This is a genomic window from Arthrobacter sp. NPDC056886 (assembly GCF_042788715.1).
Lineage (GTDB): Bacteria > Actinomycetota > Actinomycetes > Actinomycetales > Micrococcaceae > Arthrobacter.
In genome coordinates this window covers 39271-57230 of sequence record NZ_JBHUBT010000003.1, presented here as the reverse complement: position 1 = coordinate 57230, position 17960 = coordinate 39271, and the positions used below count along the sequence as shown (strand labels likewise).

The 17960-nt window shown below is 68.5% G+C and carries 18 protein-coding genes; 7 read left to right on the top strand and 11 right to left on the bottom strand.

Annotation, left to right across the window (positions count from 1 at the left end; translation table 11 throughout):
- Nucleotides 1-19 precede the first annotated feature (19 nt).
- From ACFRJ8_RS06015 to asd, 4 genes are read left to right on the top strand one after another with little or no spacing between them, the layout of a single operon-like run.
- A complete protein-coding gene (locus tag ACFRJ8_RS06015; protein WP_377985250.1) occupies nucleotides 20-823 on the top strand; it encodes a thymidylate synthase in 804 nt (267 codons plus the stop codon).
- Entirely contained in the window at nucleotides 820-1413 is a 594-nt protein-coding gene (locus ACFRJ8_RS06010; protein WP_377985249.1) for a dihydrofolate reductase, read from the top strand. The genes ACFRJ8_RS06015 and ACFRJ8_RS06010 overlap by 4 nt, the downstream gene beginning before the upstream one ends.
- Complete coding sequence (locus tag ACFRJ8_RS06005; protein WP_090575192.1) at nucleotides 1413-1631, top strand: NF038396 family protein; 219 nt, start codon at nucleotides 1413-1415, stop codon at nucleotides 1629-1631. Before ACFRJ8_RS06010 ends, ACFRJ8_RS06005 begins: the two co-directional genes overlap by 1 nt.
- A gap of 54 nt (nucleotides 1632-1685) precedes the next feature.
- Entirely contained in the window at nucleotides 1686-2828 is a 1143-nt protein-coding gene (gene asd, locus ACFRJ8_RS06000) for an aspartate-semialdehyde dehydrogenase (RefSeq protein WP_377985248.1), read from the top strand.
- Between the two features lie 54 nt (nucleotides 2829-2882).
- Here the strand turns inward: asd and ACFRJ8_RS05995 are convergent, their stop codons facing one another.
- Nucleotides 2883-4004 (bottom strand): winged helix DNA-binding domain-containing protein, encoded by a 1122-nt coding sequence (locus ACFRJ8_RS05995; RefSeq protein ID WP_377985247.1) that lies wholly within the window; start codon nucleotides 4002-4004, stop codon nucleotides 2883-2885.
- A 120-nt stretch (nucleotides 4005-4124) separates the two neighbouring features.
- Between ACFRJ8_RS05995 and ACFRJ8_RS05990 the strand changes: the two genes are divergently transcribed.
- A complete protein-coding gene (locus ACFRJ8_RS05990) occupies nucleotides 4125-4655 on the top strand; it encodes a hypothetical protein (RefSeq protein WP_377985246.1) in 531 nt (176 codons plus the stop codon).
- A 59-nt stretch (nucleotides 4656-4714) separates the two neighbouring features.
- Here the strand turns inward: ACFRJ8_RS05990 and ACFRJ8_RS05985 are convergent, their stop codons facing one another.
- From ACFRJ8_RS05985 to ACFRJ8_RS05945, 9 genes are all read right to left on the bottom strand, one after another.
- Entirely contained in the window at nucleotides 4715-5782 is a 1068-nt protein-coding gene (locus ACFRJ8_RS05985; protein ID WP_377985245.1) for a UDP-N-acetylmuramate dehydrogenase, read from the bottom strand.
- 52 nt (nucleotides 5783-5834) lie between these two features.
- Nucleotides 5835-7133, bottom strand: a complete 1299-nt coding sequence (locus tag ACFRJ8_RS05980) for an MFS transporter (RefSeq protein WP_377985244.1) — start codon at nucleotides 7131-7133, stop codon at nucleotides 5835-5837.
- Between the two features lie 14 nt (nucleotides 7134-7147).
- Nucleotides 7148-7585, bottom strand: coding sequence for a MaoC family dehydratase (locus ACFRJ8_RS05975; RefSeq protein WP_377985243.1), 438 nt, complete (start codon nucleotides 7583-7585; stop codon nucleotides 7148-7150).
- A gap of 2 nt (nucleotides 7586-7587) precedes the next feature.
- Nucleotides 7588-8076: a MaoC family dehydratase N-terminal domain-containing protein gene (locus tag ACFRJ8_RS05970; RefSeq protein WP_377985242.1), complete on the bottom strand. Its 489-nt coding sequence runs from the start codon at nucleotides 8074-8076 to the stop codon at nucleotides 7588-7590.
- A gap of 99 nt (nucleotides 8077-8175) precedes the next feature.
- Entirely contained in the window at nucleotides 8176-8400 is a 225-nt protein-coding gene (locus ACFRJ8_RS05965; RefSeq protein WP_377985241.1) for a DUF3188 domain-containing protein, read from the bottom strand.
- A 129-nt stretch (nucleotides 8401-8529) separates the two neighbouring features.
- On the bottom strand, nucleotides 8530-9477 hold the full coding sequence (locus ACFRJ8_RS05960; protein ID WP_377985240.1) for a DUF2797 domain-containing protein: 948 nt from the start codon (nucleotides 9475-9477) through the stop codon (nucleotides 8530-8532).
- Between the two features lie 23 nt (nucleotides 9478-9500).
- Entirely contained in the window at nucleotides 9501-10367 is an 867-nt protein-coding gene (locus ACFRJ8_RS05955) for an HpcH/HpaI aldolase/citrate lyase family protein (RefSeq protein ID WP_377985239.1), read from the bottom strand.
- A gap of 173 nt (nucleotides 10368-10540) precedes the next feature.
- Nucleotides 10541-11491, bottom strand: a complete 951-nt coding sequence (locus ACFRJ8_RS05950; RefSeq protein ID WP_377985581.1) for an aldo/keto reductase family oxidoreductase — start codon at nucleotides 11489-11491, stop codon at nucleotides 10541-10543.
- 71 nt (nucleotides 11492-11562) lie between these two features.
- Complete coding sequence (locus ACFRJ8_RS05945; protein WP_377985238.1) at nucleotides 11563-13269, bottom strand: glycoside hydrolase family 13 protein; 1707 nt, start codon at nucleotides 13267-13269, stop codon at nucleotides 11563-11565.
- 103 nt (nucleotides 13270-13372) lie between these two features.
- On the opposite strand from ACFRJ8_RS05945, the gene ACFRJ8_RS05940 reads away from it, so the two are divergent.
- Nucleotides 13373-14548 carry an ROK family protein gene (locus tag ACFRJ8_RS05940; RefSeq protein ID WP_377985237.1) on the top strand — a complete coding sequence of 392 codons (1176 nt, stop codon included), beginning with the start codon at nucleotides 13373-13375 and terminating at the stop codon, nucleotides 14546-14548.
- A 131-nt stretch (nucleotides 14549-14679) separates the two neighbouring features.
- Here the strand turns inward: ACFRJ8_RS05940 and ACFRJ8_RS05935 are convergent, their stop codons facing one another.
- Nucleotides 14680-15045 carry a hypothetical protein gene (locus ACFRJ8_RS05935; protein WP_377985236.1) on the bottom strand — a complete coding sequence of 122 codons (366 nt, stop codon included), beginning with the start codon at nucleotides 15043-15045 and terminating at the stop codon, nucleotides 14680-14682.
- Between the two features lie 19 nt (nucleotides 15046-15064).
- Between ACFRJ8_RS05935 and ACFRJ8_RS05930 the strand changes: the two genes are divergently transcribed.
- A complete protein-coding gene (locus tag ACFRJ8_RS05930; protein ID WP_377985235.1) occupies nucleotides 15065-17938 on the top strand; it encodes a hypothetical protein in 2874 nt (957 codons plus the stop codon).
- Nucleotides 17939-17960: the final 22 nt, after the last annotated feature.

Sequence of the window (17960 nt, the reverse complement as noted above, 5' to 3'; positions counted from 1 at the left end):
TTCTCAGTAGACTGGAACCGTGAGCATTCCTACGCCCTATGAAGACCTCCTGCGCGACGTGCTCGAGCACGGCACGCACAAATCAGACCGCACCGGAACCGGCACCCTCAGCGTTTTTGGCCGCCAGCTCCGCTTTGACTTGAGCAAGAGCTTCCCGCTCATCACCACCAAGCGGGTGCACTTCAAGTCCGTGGCCGTGGAGCTGCTCTGGTTCCTCCGCGGCGACACGAACGTCAAATGGATGCAGGACCAGGGCGTCACCATCTGGGACGAATGGGCCGACGCCGACGGCGAACTCGGTCCCGTCTACGGGGTCCAGTGGCGTTCCTGGCCCACGCCCGACGGCGGCCACATCGACCAGATCGCCGAACTCATCGAGAACCTGAAGTCCAACCCGGACTCGCGCCGGCACATCGTCTCGGCGTGGAATGTCTCCGAACTCAAGGACATGGCACTGCCCCCGTGCCACGCGTTTTTCCAGTTCTACGTGGCCGATGGCAAGCTCTCCTGCCAGTTGTACCAGCGCTCGGCGGACACCTTCCTGGGCGTGCCGTTCAACATCGCGTCCTACGCCCTGCTCACGCGCATGATCGCGCAGCAGACCGGCCTGGAACCGGGCGAATTCGTCTGGACCGGCGGGGACGTCCACATCTATGACAACCACATGGACCAGGTCCTCAAGCAGCTCGCCCGCGAGCCCTACGAATACCCCCAGCTGAACATCACCCGCAAGCCGGACTCCATCTTCGACTACACCCTCGAGGACTTCGAAGTGGTCGGCTACCAGCACCATCCGACGATTAAGGCCCCGATAGCCGTATGAGCCAAGAAGCCACCCCGGGCGTTCAGCCCGGCGATTTCACTGAGCAACTCCGCGCGTCCACCACTGGCCTGGGGCTGGTCTGGGCCCAGACAAATACCGGGGTGATCGGCCAGGCCGGTGCCATGCCGTGGCACCTGCCCGAGGACATGAAGCACTTCAGCAGCCTCACCTCCGGGCACCCGGTCATCATGGGACGCAAGACCTGGGAGTCCTTCCCGGACAAGTACCGCCCGCTGCCCGACCGGACAAACATCGTCATCACCCGCCAGGCCGCCTGGCGGGACACCCCCGGCGCGGCTGGCGCCGTCGCGGTCGCGTCGCTCGACGACGCTTTGCTCGAATCCCAGTTCGTGCCCGGCCATGAGACGGTCTGGATCATAGGCGGCGGCGAGATCTTTGCGCAGGCGCTGGACCTTGCCGACGCCGCCGTCGTGACCACCATCGACACCTCCGCCGAGGGGGACACCTTCGCTCCCGAACTCGGCTACGACTGGACCGCCTCCGCCAGCCTCCCGGCCACCGGCTGGATGACCTCCGCCAACGGCACCCGCTACCGGATCACGCTGTGGCGCCGGACGGAGCCCAAGTAATGCTGCGCAAGCCGGAGACACTCTTTGTCCTGGGGTACATGCTCCTGCCCCTGCTCGCGCTGCTCTCGGCCATCGTGGGACTGACCATGATCCTGGGCGGCAACAAGATCCTCGGCGCGATCGTGCTGGTGGTGGTCACCCAGGTTTTCACTTTCGGGGCGGTCTTTGCGCTGCGCCGGCGCAAGGCGGCGCTGCTGGAAGAGCCGCGCGGGGAATAAAACCCGTGACGTAACCGACTGCGCCGGGCGGGCTGTGAAGTCTAAACTGGGCCCATGACTACAGCAGCTACCCCGTCCGTCGGCCTGGTCGGTTGGCGTGGCATGGTCGGTTCCGTCCTGATGCAGCGCATGCAGGACGAGGGCGACTTCGCCACCATCAACCCCGTCTTCTTCTCCACCTCGAACGCGGGCGGTGCCGCCCCGGCCATCGCCGGTGCTGCCGCGGACGCGGCCGGCAAGCTCGAGGACGCGTTCGACCTCGACACGCTGGCGAAGCTGCCCATTATTGTGACCGCCCAGGGCGGGGACTACACCAAACAGGTCCACGGCGAGCTCCGCAGCCGCGGCTGGGACGGCCTCTGGATCGACGCCGCCTCCACGCTGCGCATGAATGAGGACTCCATCATCGTGCTGGACCCCATTAACCGGGACGTCATCGACGCCGGCCTCTCCGGCGGGGTGAAGGACTTCATCGGCGGCAACTGCACGGTGTCCTGCATGCTGATGGGCCTGGGCGGGCTGTTCAAGAACGACCTCGTCGAGTGGGGCACGTCCATGACGTACCAGGCGGCTTCCGGCGGCGGGGCGCGCCACATGCGTGAGCTGCTGAACCAGTTCGGCAGCCTCAACGCCGAGGTGAGCACGGAACTCAAGGACCCGGCGTCGGCGATCCTGGAGATCGACCGGAAGGTCCTGGCGCACCAGCGCGCCGGCATTGACGCCACGCAGTTCGGCGTCCCGTTGGCCGGTTCCCTGATCCCCTGGATCGATGCGGACCTCGGCAACGGCCAGTCCAAAGAGGAATGGAAGGCCGGGGTGGAGACGAACAAGATCCTTGGCACCTCCGCCGGGAACCGGGTCATCATGGACGGCCTGTGCGTCCGGATCGGTGCGATGCGCTCGCACTCCCAGGCCCTGACGCTCAAGCTGCGGGAGGACCTCTCGGTGGCCGAGATCGAGAAGCTCGTGGACGCGGACAACCAGTGGGCCCGCGTGGTGCCGAACACCAAGGAAGCCTCGATGGCCGAGCTCACCCCCGTGGCGGCGTCCGGCACCCTGGACATTCCGGTGGGCCGCATCCGCAAGCTGGAGATGGGCCCGGAGTACATCAGCGCTTTCACGGTGGGCGACCAGCTGCTGTGGGGTGCAGCGGAGCCGCTGCGCCGCATGCTCCGCATCGCCACCGGAAACCTCTAGGGGTTTTAACCCACCTGTTCCGGCGCCCCTTCAGGGACCGGTTCAGGCACCGCTTCAGGCACCAAGGAATCTGCGGTACTTCGCGGCCTGCAGCTCAAAGGACTTTTGAGCGGCAGGCCGCAGCCCGTTAATCGTGTCGAACGGTTCAGGAACGACGGCGCCCGCCCGGCCAGAGCCCGCCGTGCTTGTTCCTGCCCGCGTCCAAGTGCCAATCACTTGACCGCCGGAGACCACGGTCTTCTTAAACACCCCGTTACCGCCGGGGACCACCTTGTCAGCGTCCCCTGGCGCCAGGACAAGGGACCGGTCCGTGTAGCCCAGCAGGAACTCGTCGAACCCTGGCAGGGCAAGCACTGTACGCTGGCCGGGCACGCCGTCCTCAAGCAGTGCCGCGGTGGCCGGCGACAGCCAGTAGGTGGCTCCGTCGAACTCCAGCCCCACCAGTTGGTCCTTAACCAGGGCCAGGGCGGTGCGGACCTCCGTCAGCGGCGTGTTCGACCACCACGCGAAGTCCCGCTCCGTGGCCGGGCCGTGGCTGAGCATGTACCGCAGCAGCAGTTCCGCGATGCCTTCGGCCCGGTCCAGTTCGCGCGATTTTGGGATCCACTCGTCGAACGCCTTGATGAGCTGCTGGTTCCCCGCAAGCGGCCCCTGGACCAGCCAGGCCCGCTGGCACAGCATCCCCAGCAGGTGGATGCCGCGCTGGCCCGCCGTCGACTGCCCCGCGGCCTCAAAGGCCGCGAAAAGCTGCTGGCGCGTCGCCGACCGGCCACCTTGGACGAGTTCCAGGGCTGCGTCACGGCTTGCTTCCACGTCCCGGGCATCAATTTCCAGCTCCCGGTGGCGCCCGGCCATGCCACGGATCAGCCGATCAGACGTAATCGCCAGCATCCATTTCAAATCCTCGGGAGCCAGCACGTGCAAGGTGCCGCGCATGGGCCACGACCGGACGATCTCGGCCCGGTCCAGCGCCCCGCGGACATCGCCAACCCGGGCACCCGGAACGCGCTGGCCGACAGCCCAGAGCGCGGCCTGCAGGTCTTGGGCCTGCATTGCCGTCATAGTGCGGACAGCTTCCGGGACGGACTCAAACCCGTCTCCCAGCAGTCCCTGCGCCGCTAGCCGCAGCCTGCCCATGATTCCGGGACTCAGCCGGACGCCCGTCGTTGTTGCCATGGACCAATGGTAGGACGCTGGCAGTAGGACGCCCCATGGCAGAGGACGCCGGCGCCGGCTGTCGGGCTGTTGCCCGGGTCTTCCCAGCCGCCATCCAGCGGACCTCTTTAGCCTTGATGCATGACTATGAGTGAGGTGTGGCCGCTGCTGCGGCCCCTGTGCCGGAAGCTGGCCCTGCTGGGCTGGGCCTCCAGCGCCGCCGGCATGGCTGCCGGCCTCGCGGTCGCCATCGCCAGCGGTACCCGGCTCTCGCCCATGATGAGCAACCTGCAGCTGGTGGCCGGATTGTGCATGGCAGTGTCCGTGGGCAGCTTCGTCACGGCCGCTGCGCTGCAGCCGCGGGCACGGTCTCAGGCACGGTCCCAGGCACGGTCGCAGGCGGGCGTGGAGCGCGGCGGCATTGCCCCGCGGGGCAGGGAGCTCCAGCTCGACTACGCCGGCGAATTTCCGGCCACCGTGCAGGCCTTCCTGCTCGGCTCCCTGGCGTTTCTGGCCGGCGCCGTGGCGTTTGCGTGCGCCGGACTGGTGCTGCAAAGCGGGCCGAGCGTGCAGTCCGTGGCGTTCTGCCAGGTCTTCCTGCTCGGCGCCGCGGCCTCCGGTTTCACCTTCATGCTTTTCAGCAAGGTGGCCCCCCGCCACGCGGACCGCTAGGGGGCCCTGTTTTCCTAGGCTTTCCTCAGCCTTTGCCGGGCTTTTCCGAGGGATCTACCTCAGAGGGCGACGCCTATCAGCAGCGGTTCCGGGTGCAGTTCAATGCCGAAACGTTCGACGACGCCGTGGCGCACCTCGCGGGCAACGGCCAGCATGTCGGCCGCGCTCGCCCCGCCCCGGTTCGTGATCGCAAGCGTGTGCTTGGTGGACAGCGAGGCCCGGCCCCCCGAGACACTGTCCGGGTCCAGCCCGAAGCCCTTGGCGAACCCGGCCTGGTCGATCAGCCAGGCCGCCGAGAGCTTGGTCAGCCCATCCGCACCGGCAGGATAGCGCGGGGCCTGCTCCGGCAGCCGTGCCGCAACGTCTTCGGACACGATCGGGTTCGTGAAAAAGGACCCCGTGGAGTACGTGTCACGGTCGTTCGCGTCCCAGACCATGCCCTTGGACGCCCGGAGCCGCAGCACTTCGCGCCGGACGTCGTTGGAGTAGGCCCGCCGGCCCTGCTCGACGCCGAGCGTCCGCGCGAGTTCGGCGTAGCGGACGGGGGCGCTCATCCGGCCGAGCGGGAGCTGGAATTCCACGGTGAGCACCACGTAGCGCGGCGAGCCGTTGACGGTGGTCCGCTTCAGGATGGAGTCCCGGTAGCCGAACTTGAGTTCGGAATTGGTGAAGGTCTTCACCGCGTTGCGTTCCCGGTCCCAGGTGCGCACCGTGGCGATGGTCTGCGAGACGTCGGACCCGTAGGCGCCAACGTTCTGCACGGGAGTCGCTCCCGTCGCGCCGGGGATGCCGGAGAGCGCCTCGACGCCGGACCAGGCATGCTTCACGGCGTGGTCGACGAAGGCGTCCCAGTTGTGGCCGGCCTGGACCACCACCGCCACGCCGCCGCAGGAGTCCTCGGCGTTGACGGTGAATCCTTCGGAGGCGATCTTGAGCACCGTGCCGGGGAACCCGTCGTCGGACACCAGCAGGTTGGAGCCGCCGCCGATGATCAGCAAGGGCTGGCCGGCGGCGTCCGCCGTGCGCACGCCGTCGATGATTCCGGCCTCGCTGCGGGCCTCGATGTAGCTGCCGGCGGGGCCGCCGACAGCGGAGGTGGTCAGGGCGGAGAGCTGGATCTGGGTCACCTGACCAGCCTAGCCGGGATCATCCGCAGGCCTAAGCCGGTGCTGGCCGTACTCAGCTTGCCCGGGCGGGCACGGGGAGTTTGCGCGCCACCGGGGAGAGCAGGAAGCTGACAATCAGCATCACCATGACGGCAAGCAGCGAGTGGAGAATGCCGACGTGCTCGGCCAGCAGCCCCAGCAGCGGCGGCCCGCACAGGAACGCTCCGTAGCCGATCGTGGACACCACGGACACCCGGGCAGCGGCCTTGACGGGATCGTCGGCCGCGGCGGACATGCCCACCGGGAAGCCCAGCGAGGCGCCGAGTCCCCAGATGGCCAGGGCCACGTAGGCCAGCCACGGTGCCGGGGCGAAGACGAACAGGCCGAGTCCCAAGACCGCCAGCGCGGCGCACCAGCGCATCACCGGGACCCGGCCAAAGCGGTCAAGGACCAGAGTGCCGGCGAAGCGGCCGATGGTCATGAACGTGACGAACAGCCCGTAGCCGGCGGCTCCGGCGGCGTCGGTCTGGCCGTGGCCGTCGGCCAGTGCCAGGGCCACCCAGTCCCCCGCCGCGCCCTCGGCCAGGGCGAGGCCGAGGACCAGCACGCCCAGGAGCAGGGTGCGCTTGTCACGCCAGGCCTGCGCGATCTGGCGTTTGTTGTCCAGCGGCTGCTCCGGGACCGCGTCCGTTTGCCGGACGATCGGGATGGGCCCGGTCGAGGGATCTTCAAAGGTGTCTGTCCCGGATGCCTTGAAGGGCCGCTCCCCCTCGACCGGTGTGATGTCCGCCCGGAACCAGGCAGCGGCGGTGGTCACCGAGCCGGCCACCAGCAGGCCCACCGCGGCGAGGTGCCAGAAGACGGGGATCCCGGCGGCAGCAGCCCAGGCACCCAGCCCGGCCCCGGCCACCGTACCCAGGCTGAAGGAGCCGTGCAGCCGGGGCATGATGTGCCGCCGGACCGCGCGTTCCACCGCGGCGCCCTCGACGTTGGAGGCCGTGTTCCAGCTGGCGGTGCCCAGCCCGATGATCGCCAGTCCCGCGGCGACCGCCACCGGGTTGGCCAGCACGGAGGTGCCGAAGCCTGCCAGCATCAGCCCGAAGCCGACCATGATGCTGCCGATCCGGATGGTGAGCTTGGAGCCGAGCCGAAGGACGATCAGGCCCGACGCGGACACGGACAGGAAGGACCCCGCCGTCATGCAGAGCAGGAGCAGCCCGATGGTGCCCGGGGTCAGGTCCAGGCCGTCGCGGATGGCCGGCAGCCGGGACACCCAGGTGGAAAACGCGATTCCGCTCGCGCCGTAGGCCACCACCACAGCGTTGCGCCAGTGCGTGATCTCGGCGGCAGGAACGAAGAGAGCCTTGGTCACAGCAGCGCCATGGGCTAGGCCAGCCTGACGACGGCCTGGGCCTTGACGAGGACCTTCTGGGCGGACGAGAGGACCGTGAGGTCGACGCGGGCGGTGCCGGCGTCGGCGTCGAGCGCCCCGATGGCCCCGCTGACCTCGATCACGGCACCGGCCTCCGGTGTTCCCGTGGTGTCAGCGACGGGCACCGGCTTGGTGAAGCGGGTCTGGAAGTCGACGACGGCGGCGGGGTCTCCCGCCCAGTCGGTTACGAGCTGGACGGCGGCGCCCATGGTGAACATGCCGTGGGCGATCACGCCGGGCAGGCCGACGCCCGTGGCGAAAGCCTCGTTCCAGTGGATCGGGTTGAAGTCACCGGAGGCGCCCGCGTACTTGACGAGGTCGGTGCGGGTGACGGTGATGCTGCGGCTGCCGATGTCCTGGCCGACGCTGAGTTCTGCGATGGTGATGCTCATGGCTACTGTCCCTCTCCGCGGACCAGGATGGACGAGGTGGTGGTGGCGACCGGCTCGCGGACACCGGCGGTCTCACCGGCAGCGCCGGTGACATCCCTGCCAAGCGCGAAGATTTCCGAACGGGTGGTGATCATGGCTCCGCCGCCCATGGCGCGGACGCCGTCGACGTGCAGCTCGGCGACCAGCCGGTCGCCCGCGATGATCGGGCGGTGGTGGGTAAACCGCTGGTCGGCGTGGACCACGCGGGAGAAGTCGATCCCGGAATCCGGATCCTCGATCAGCTGCGCGTCGGCGCGTTGCGCGACGATTATGGCGAAGGTCGGCGGCGCCACGAGGTCGCTGTGACCCAGGGCCTCGGCGGCGGCAACATCGAAGTGGGCGGGGTGCGTGGCCTTGACCGCGCGCGCGAACTCGCGGATCTTCTCGCGGCCGACGTCATACACCTCTGCGGCAGGGTAGCTGCGCCCCTGCAGGTCCGGATTGATTGTCATGGGTTCCAGCCTATCGCCACGCCCCGGGCCGGCCGGCTTCGTGACAGCCTCGTGCCGGGGATTCGCGCGGGGTTCGCGGCGGGGCCGTACTGGCGGCCGCTAGCGCTTGAGGTTCTTCCGGATCGTCTGGCCGCGGACCACAATCCCGGCCAGGTGCAGGATCAGGCCCAGCCCGATCACCGGCAGCGAGGCAAGGGCAAGGGCCTGGTTGCCGGTGCTGTTGCCCACCACGTTGAGGATGATGCCGAGGGCGATCAGGCCCATGGCGCTGAAAACGATCACCTTGTAGGTGGTTGACGCGGTGACCCAGAATTCATTCAGCACCGTGCCAGTCTACCGGGGCGCGGCGGCAACGCTGCGAGCCGCTAAATTCCTGGCGACACTCAAAATGCCTGGCGCTACCGGAATACGGGGCGCGTCCGGTATTTTGCGCGTCGCGGGGCAGTTTGAGCGTCAGAACAATGCTTCCTGCACCGCTGGCACGTCCGAGCCGTGGTCACCGAGCTCGATCATCCGCGCCTTGAGCTGCCCCAGGTTCACCACGAATTCCAGATCGCTGCCATCCAGGGCGGCCAGCGCAATGCTGCCGCTCAGCGAGTCGACCCGGAACCCGTGCGTTCCGGCCGCCAGGTCGTGCGGGTAGGCATGCCGGGCGGCCGGGGCGCAGGCGTTGGCCGCGAGTTCCGGCCGGACCCACCGCTCATCCACCACCTCGAAGCCCTCCCCGCCGGCACCGGCGAGCAGTGTCCGGGCCTCCCCAGCCAGCCGCCCGTTCACGGCATCGAGTTCGACGGCGGCTGCCGGCGCCACGAGCGCGGCCGCCTTGGCGGCGGCCCGGACCTGCTGCGGCAGCCCGGCGTCGCGCGTGATCATGTCCTCAAGGATGCGGACTACCCGGCCGTCCTCGGCGCGGGCGATGTACCGGGCGACGACGGCGCCCTGCTCGGCAAGCCGGTTCCATTTGCGCAGGTCCGAGGCGGTGCCGACCTTGCTGGCGCCGGTGGCGAAGGTGGCCACGTAGAGCCAGTGCGGCTGCATCAGGTACGCGCGCAGGCCCGGCGGGACGCGGCCGCCGCGGTGGAAGTCGTGGATAAGCCGCGAGTCGTCGAGCACGAAACACCGTTCGCACTGGCTGCCCTTGGTGGCGGCAGCCCGTTCGGGGCACAGGACGTGGTCACGGTGCGCGGGACCGTGCACGTTGTGGTGCCCCAGGCAGTGTTTCCCCTTGGCGGCGAGCCGGAAACCAAGCCGGGTGCCGGCGTCGAGCGCCAGCCCGGTGAGCGTGCCGTCCGGGTCCTGCAGGCGCAGCACCGGGAGCACGCCCTTTCCAGAAGCCGCGGCGGGAACCGGGGCCGGACCATCCCAAAAGACCCCGTGAACCAGATAGCGGGTATCGGTCACGGGGTCTCCTTGAGTCGTGTGGGCTACAGTGCCGGCTGCACGCCAAAGGCTACCGCGAGCTTCATGATCTTCTCGGCGCGGCCCAGGCGGGGCAGGTCGGACCCGTCGCGGATAACGCGCCCGCTGGCCTCGAAGTCCGCCATGAAGTCGGTGGCCCACGCGACGTCGGACGGCGTGGGGCTGATGACCTCGTTGATGACCGGCGTCTGGTCGATCGCGAGGCAGAGCTTCCCGGTCATCCCCATCATCACGGTGATGCCGGTCTGCTCGCGCAGGATCGGGTGGTTCGTACCGACGGTGGGGCCGTCAATGGGGCCCGGCAGGTTGCCGACACGGCTGGCCACAACCAGCTTGGCGCGCGGGTAGGCCATGGCTTCGGCGGTGGCCGCCATGCCGGTGTCGCGGCGGAAGTCGCCCGAGCCGAAGGCCAGGCGGAACGCGCCCTGGGCCTTCGCGATGTTGTTGGCTTCCTCGATGCCGACGGCGGACTCGACCAGCGGGATGACCGGGGTCTTGCCGTCCATCCGGTGGAAGCTCTCCGTGACCTGGTCGGCCGATTCGGTCTTGGCCAGCATCACGCCGAGCAGGCCGGGGGTGCCGCGAAGCCCGGCGAGGTCGTCGGCCCAGAACGGGCTGGTGGCGTCGTTGATCCGGACCCATGCGCTGCCGCCGGCAGTCAGCCAGTTCACGACGTTATTCCGGGCGGTGTCCTTCTGCGAGGGGTCCACCGCGTCCTCGATGTCCAGGATGATCGCATCGGCCCGGGAGACGGCGGACTGGTCGAAGAGGTCGGTCTTCATCGCGTTCACCAGCAGCCAGGAGCGGGCGATCTCGGCCGGGATGTTGCGCTGGGGCCGAAGTGATTCGGCGGTGGTCATAGAAGTGGTCATGCATCTACGCTAGCCGCCCGAGGGCACTTGCCGCTAAGCGATCCGGCCCTCAGGGGCGACCATTACGACCAAAATCACGTCCTCGCCCAACCAGTTGGCAGCAGAAGCCGTTTCCATGAGGCAAAACGGCCTCACCAGCCAGCTGGTTGGGTGCGGCGTGACGGCGGCCCCGGCTAGGGGATGTTGCTGCCCCGGGCCGCGACCCAGAGGCCGTACCACTCGGCCCGGGTCATCGCCGCGGCGGCCTCGGCGGCGCCGGCGCAGGCGAGGATCCTGTCCGGGTTGGCGGTGCCGATCACGGGCGCAATCCCGGCCGGGTGCCTCATGAGCCAGCCCAGCACGATCGCCTCCCCCGTGGTCCCCTTCGCCGCGGCCAGGGCGGCCACCAGGGCGGAGGTGGCTTCCTCTGCCGGCGTCGGCGCGGCGCCCGGCGCCCCGGTGTACAGGCCCCGGGCCAGAGACCCGTACGCCTGCAGCCGGATGCCGTTGCGGACGCAGTGCTCCACGGTGCCGTGCGGGAAGCTGTAGTCCGTGCCCTCGGCGTGGTTGACCAGCACCGCGCTTTCGAGCCAGGCCCGCTTCAGCAGGCTCATTTCGAGCTGGTTGGCCACCACGGGCACCTCGAGCCGGTCCTGCAGCAGTTCGATCTGCGGACCGGACATGTTGGACACGCCCACGGCACGCACTTTGCCCTCGGCCATGAGCTGCCCGACGGCGGACGCCACCTCCGCCGGTTCCATTAGGGGATCGGGGCGGTGCAGCATGAGCACGTCGACGTAGTCCGTCCGGAGCCGGGCCAGGCTTTCGTTGACCCGCTCCAGAATGCCGTCCCGGCTGAGGTCGTAGTGGGCCTCCAGGCCCTGTTCGTTGAGCCGGATACCGCACTTGGTCTGCAGCCGGATCTTCTCCCGCAGCCCGGGGGTCCGGGCCAGGACCTCGCCGAAGACGGCCTCGGCTTTGCCGTGCGTGTAGATGTCCGCGTGGTCAAAGAGCGTGATGCCCGCGCCCATGGCGGCGTCGACGGCGGCGGCCGCCTCGTCCACATCCGCGGCCGAGTACGACTCCGCCGACCAGCCGCCGCCCAGGCCCATACAGCCGTAGACGAGCTCCTGGGCAAGGTTTATCGGGTTGGCGTTCACCTGGCTGGCGTTCTCGTCGTTGGCGGGCGCGCCGGACAGAGCCTTCGAGGCGGTGCTCACCGCAGCCAGACCGTGGTGTTGGCCGGCAGCTGTCCACCCTCCAGCGGGCCGCTGCTGACCAGCACCTCCCCGGCAGGCAGGTCAACCGGTGCGTCGCCGAAGTTAGTCACCGTCTGCCAGCCACCGGGACGGCTGAAGCGCAGGACGTCGGCGCTGCCGGAGTCCTGCCACTGCAGTTCCTCCGAGGTCTGCAGTTCGCGGCGCAGCTTCAGGGCCTTGCGGTACAACTCGAGAGTGGAGTTTTCCACGCCGTCCTGGGCCGTCACGGCGTAGCGGCCGAACCAGGCCGGCTGGGGCAGGTGTGCCCCGCCGTCGCCGAAGCCGAATGAGCTGCCCTCCGGCGCCCAGGGCAGCGGCACCCGGCAGCCGTCGCGGCCGATCTCTACGCCCTTGTTCCGGAAGAAGGTGGGGTCCTGGCGCTCGGCGTCGGGGATCTCCGCGACCTCCTGCAAACCAAGTTCCTCGCCCTGGTACAGGTAGGCGGAACCCGGCAGCGCCAGCATAAGCAATGTGGCGGCGCGGGCGCGGCGCAGGCCGAGCTCGACGTCGAGCTCTTCGACAGGGGCGCCGGCCAGCAGCCAGCCCTTGCCGTCCTGACCCTGGGCGTGCTTGCCGCCGCCCTGGGGCAGGCCGTAGCGGGTGGCGTGGCGGACGACGTCGTGGTTGGAGAAGACCCAGGTGGAGGAGGCCCCGGATTCCGTGGCCTCGGCAAGGTTCCGGGCGATGATTTCGCGGAACTCGGCGGCGTCGAAGTCTGCCTGCAGAAGGTCGAAGTTGAACGCCTGGCCCAGGCCCTCCGGGCTGGCGTAGCGGGCGCGGCGGGTGGCGTGCACCCAGGCCTCGGCGACGGCGGTGCGCGGCGGGTTGTACTCGTTGAACACCTCGCGCCATTCGGCGTAGATCTCGTGGACTTCGTCGCGGTCCCAGAACGGGTGCGAGCCGTCCGGGAATCCGTCCGTACCGGTGTTGGCGGCGCTGAGCTCCACCTTGGAGATGAGCGGCTCGGTGAGATCCTTGGTCAGCGCGTGGGCGACGTCGACGCGGAAGCCGTCCACGCCGCGGTCCGACCAGAAACGGAGCGTCCTGAGGAAGTCGTCCCGGATTTCGCGGTTGGCCCAGTTCAGATCCGGCTGTTCCTTGGCGAAGATGTGCATGTACCACTGGCCGGGCGTGCCGTCGGGCTCGGTGATCCGCTCCCAGGCGGGGCCGCCGAAGACGGACTCCCAGTCCGAGGGCGGGAGCTCGCCGTTTTCGCCGAGGCCGTCGCGGAAGATGTAGCGCTCGCGGGCAGCGGATCCGCGCGGGGCGGCCAGGGCCTCCTGGAACCATTCGTGCCGGTTCGAGGAGTGGTTGGGGACGATGTCGGCGATCAGCTTGATGCCGGCAGCGTGCAGCGCGGCAGACATCTCATCGAAGTCCGCCAGGGTGCCGAGCTTGGGGTCCACATCGCGGTAGTCGTCGACGTCGTAACCGCCGTCGGCCAGCGCCGAGGGGTAGAACGGGGACAGCCAGACGGCGTCGATCCCGAGTTCCTTCAGGTACGGGACCTTGGCGGTGATCCCCTTGATATCGCCCAGGCCGTCACCGTTGGAATCGGAAAAGCTCCGCGGGTAGATCTGGTACACCGAGGCCTGGCGCCACCAGTTGGGGTCGGCGGCGAGGTCGGAACCGGACAGGGTTGCCAGCGTGGCGGTGTTGGTCAAAGGAGATTCCTTCGGGTCTGGGAGGGCTTCTGGTAATTTAGATACAAGCTAAATATATTGCCTGAACAATTATGGGTCCGGGAACAGAAGAGGTCAAGAAGTGATGCCGCACGCAGCCGCCGCCACGCCGCAGCTGCTGCGCCGCGTCAACGCCAAGGCCGTGCTGGGCCACCTACGCGGCGCCGACGCCGCCACCGGAACCGAGCTGATGGCCCTGACCGGACTCACCCGGGCCTCGGTGATTGCCGTCTGCGAGGACCTGATCGGCCGGGGCTGGATTGTGGAGCTGGACCAGCCCCGCACAGACCCGGCCAACCCGCGGAAGGGCCGCCCGGCCCGGCGGTTCGCCTTCAACCCGGAGGCAGGGTTCGTGCTGGGCCTCGACATCGGCGCCGCGACCACCACCGCCGCCGTGGCCGACCTCCGCGGCACCGTGATCGGCCGGTCCAGCGGGAGCTTCCGCGCGGCGGACATCCCCGCGCAGGAGCGCGTCGGCGTCGTCGATCTCGCCTGCCGCCGGGCGCTGGAAGCGGCGGGCGTGGACCCGGGCAGGGTGCTGGCCGTCGGAGCAGGGATCGCCGCGCCGGTGGACCGGGACGGCAACGTCCTCGTGACCCAGCGGTTCTGGAGCCTGTTCGACGTCGGGCTCCGCTCCGCGCTCAAAGAGCTGCACGGCTGGACGGTGCTTCTAGAGAACGACGCCAACCTGGCCGCGCTCGGCGAGCGCTGGCGCGGCTCCGGCGCGGGCGTGGACGATCTGGTGGTGCTCCTCGCCGGCGAGCGCCTGGGCGCCGGGGTGATGGAATCCGGGCGGCTGCTCCACGGCCGTGGCGGGGCCGCCGGCGAGATGGGCTATCTGGACATGGTGGAAGGCGTTGGCTCCAGCGACGGCATTGCTGCCCTGGCGCGGCAGTGGTCCGCGGCGGGGGGAGGACCGTCCGCGGGCGGCCCTGCAAGCGCGCCGCGCGTCTTCGAGGACGCGGCGGCAGGAGACGCCGCGGCGCTGGCGATCCTGGACCGGATGTCGGAGCGCATGGCGCGAGTCATCGCCTCAATCGCGAGCCTGATCAACCCCGAGCAGGTGGTGATCGGCGGCGCGGTCGCCGACTCCGCCGGCGCCCTCCTGCCGGGCATCAGAGCGCTGCTCCCCCGCTTCACCGCCACCCCGCCGCGCGTCACGGTCTCGCCGCTGGGCGACAAGATCGTCACGGTGGGCGCCGTCCGGCATGCCCTGGACTTCGTTGAGGCCAACGCGCTGGAGCTCGAACTGGCCAGCTGACGGTTTGCCGGGCACCTTGTTTCGGATGGTTTCACCAGAGCGTTGCTCAAGATTCGGCAACGATTGGATACCCAAGCCGAAAGTTTGGCGCAAGTTTCCCGGTATCGCGGCCTGCCATCCGTAGACTGACCTCACTTTGGTCTCTTGCGGCCGTTCAGCTGACCCGTCGGCTGAACGGCCGTCTCATGAAAGATAAACGTGAACCCTCTACGGATGAAGACGGCGTTGGTTGCCGCGCTTGTGCTTGCCTTGGCTTCTGTCCCAGCCACCGGCACGGCGCCAGCCCTCGCTGACCAGTCGCCGACGCCCGTCGCGACCGCTACCGCTTCCGCTACGACAGCCCCGGCGGCTCCGGCGGCTACCGCGGTTGCGTCCGCTCCGGCGACTCCTGTGGCAACCCCGACGCCGGCACCCACTGCTGCCTCGACCCCCAGCGCGCAGGCGGTCCAGCCGACGCCAAAGTCCTCCGCCAGTGCCGGCGTCAGCCCGTCGCTCACGACCGTTGAGTCGCTCCCGGTGGAAGGCTCCGACCAGCCGTTTATTGCGCACACGTTCGAAAACCCGCCCCCGGTCGGCAAAAAGGGCGCCCCAGCTTCCGCCGCCGCGACCGCACGGACCACGGAGGCCTACTCCCTGACCCGCTCCGGCGACATCAAAGTACGCCTGGTCCTGGTCCAGTTGGCCGACAAAAAGGCCACCATCGCGCAAGCCGCAGCGCAGGCTTCCATCTCCACCAGCAGTAACTACTGGAAGAGAATGTCCAACGGCCGGTTGTCGATGACCGTGACCAAGGTAGAGAGCCGCAACAGCAAGGCCACCTCAACGCAGCGTTACCCGGACATGATGAACACAATTGCCGGAGAACTCGGGTGGACTCCCAGCCCGAATACCGCCCTTGTGGTCTTCGTATCCTCGCCCACACTCTCCGACGGCGCGTACGGTGCCGGCTGGAGCTATCAGGGCACCAGCGGGCGGGTCATCATGCCGCTCCCGGCAAGGTTGACCAACAGCGTCCTGACCCACGAATTCGGGCACGTGCTCGGCCTCATGCACGCAAACAGCCTCCAGTGCGGAAGCGGCGCCCAGGATGTCGGCACGACCTCAAACGGGTCATTCGCCGATTCCAGCTGCAGCATCCGTGAGTATGGCGACAGCCTGGATCTGATGGGCATCTCCCAACTCACCCAGCCAGCCATCAGCTCAACTCTTTGGGCTTATGGGGGGTTTGGCCGGGGCGACGAAATCGTTGACGCCGGGACGCTGAACGGCATGAGGAAATTCACCCTGAAGGCGTGGGCGGGTACCGACGCGAACCGGGCGGTGAAGTTCACGGATCCCGTGAGCGGCGAATCCTATTTCCTGGAGTTGCGGCTGCCTGTCAGCTATGACACCACCGAGGCTGTGGACCTAAATCGCGGCGTCAAAATTGTCCAGCAGCTGGGGGCCGGCTCGCTGATTCTGCTGCCGGATTCCAGACCGTTCGCCGGGTACTACAATCCCCGCCAGACTTGGCAAGCGGGACAGACCTTCACCACCCATGCCGGCACGCGGGTGAGCATTGACTCGATCACCTCCACCTCCGCAAGCGTGACGGTCGAGTCGATACTCTCTATAGCCGGCAGGGCAATCGGGCCTGTGGCTGCAGCCACACCCGCCCTTGGAAGCCCGACCACCGCCGTCGCATGTGGGCTAAAAGCCGGCGGGTGCTACAGAAGTTTTCAGGGCGGCTCTATCCACTGGACACCCAACACCGGCGCAGTCGCGACGGTCGGTGCAATCGGCGCCGCGTGGGGTGCTTTGGGATACGAAAACGGCAAGCTGGGCTACCCGACCAGCCGTCAGCTCTGCGGTCTGACTGGGGGCGGCTGCTACCAGACATTCCAGGGCGGCACCATCCACTGGACGGCGGCCACCGGCGCCCGCGCCACCGGGGGCGCCATCCGCGCGGCTTGGGCCGGCGTGGGCTACGAGAACGGTAAGCTCGGCTACCCCGTCACCAACGAGATTTGCGGCCTCACCGGCGGCGGCTGCTACCAGCGCTTCCAGGGCGGCACCATCCACTACTCGCCGGCCAGCGGGGCCGTCGCCACCTGGGGCGCCATCCGGGCCACCTGGGCGAGCCTGGGCTCCGAGAAAAGCAAGCTCGGCTACCCGACCGGCAAGGAAACCTGCGGGCTGGTCAACGGCGGCTGCTACCAGACATTCCAAGGCGGGACCATCCACTGGTCGCCCGGCACCGGCGCGGTTGCCACTTGGGGCGGTATCCGCGGTGTATGGGGAAAACTTGCCTACGAAAACGGAAGGCTCGGCTACCCCACCGCTAACGAGGTCTGCGGACTGGTCAACGGAGGCTGCTCCCAGGCGTTCCAGGGCGGAGTAATCTACTACGCTCCGGGAGCCGGAGCGTTCGCCTCGTGGGGTCCGATCCGTAAAGCATGGGGCGCCCAGGGTTACCAAAACGGAAAGCTCGGTTACCCGAGCAGCAATGAAAGCTGCGGACAGTCCGGCAGTTGCGATCAGTCCTTCCAGGGAGGTCTCATCCACTGGACCGCTGCGGCGGGTGCCATCGCGACCTCAGGGCCGATCTGGACTGCCTGGGCGAGCCTGGGTTCCTCCCAAGGAAAGCTCGGCTACCCCGTGGCCCGCGAGGTCTGCGGACTGGCCAACGGCGGCTGCTCCCAAGCGTTCAAGGGCGGCTCCATCCACTGGTCGCCCGCCACTGGCGCCTTCGCCACCTGGGGCGGCATCCGTGCCACCTGGGTAGGCCTGGGCTCCGAGAAAAGCAAACTCGGCTACCCGACGGGCAGGGAAACCTGCGGCCTGATCAACGGCGGCTGCTACCAGACGTTCCAGGGCGGCACCGTCCACTGGTCACCGGCCACCGGCGCCCGCGCCACCTGGGGCGGGATCCGTGCCACCTGGGCCAGCCTGGGCTACGAAAAAGGCAAGCTCGGCTATCCGACGGGCAAGGAGACTTGCGGCCTGATCAACGGCGGCTGCTACCAGATGTTCCAGGGGGGCACCATCCACTGGTCGCCCGCCACCGGCGCGGTCGCCACCTGGGGCGGTATCCGTGCCACCTGGGCCAGCCTGAGCTACGAAAAAGGCAAACTGGGCTACCCGTCCGGCAAGGAAACCTGCGGCCTGACCGGCGGCGGCTGCTACCAGACGTTCCAGGGCGGCTCCATCCACTGGTCCCTCGCCACCGGCGCCTTCGCCACCTCAGGTCCCATTCGCGCAACCTGGGGCAGCCTGGGGTACGAAAAGGGGCGGCTTGGCTATCCGGCTGCAGCGGAAACCTGCGACCCGGTCAACGGCTCATGCAGCCAGCGATTCCAAAACGGAACCATCACTTGGTCTGCGGCGCAGGGCAGCGTGGTACTCCCCTGACCGACAGGCCCGGGCGGTTGGC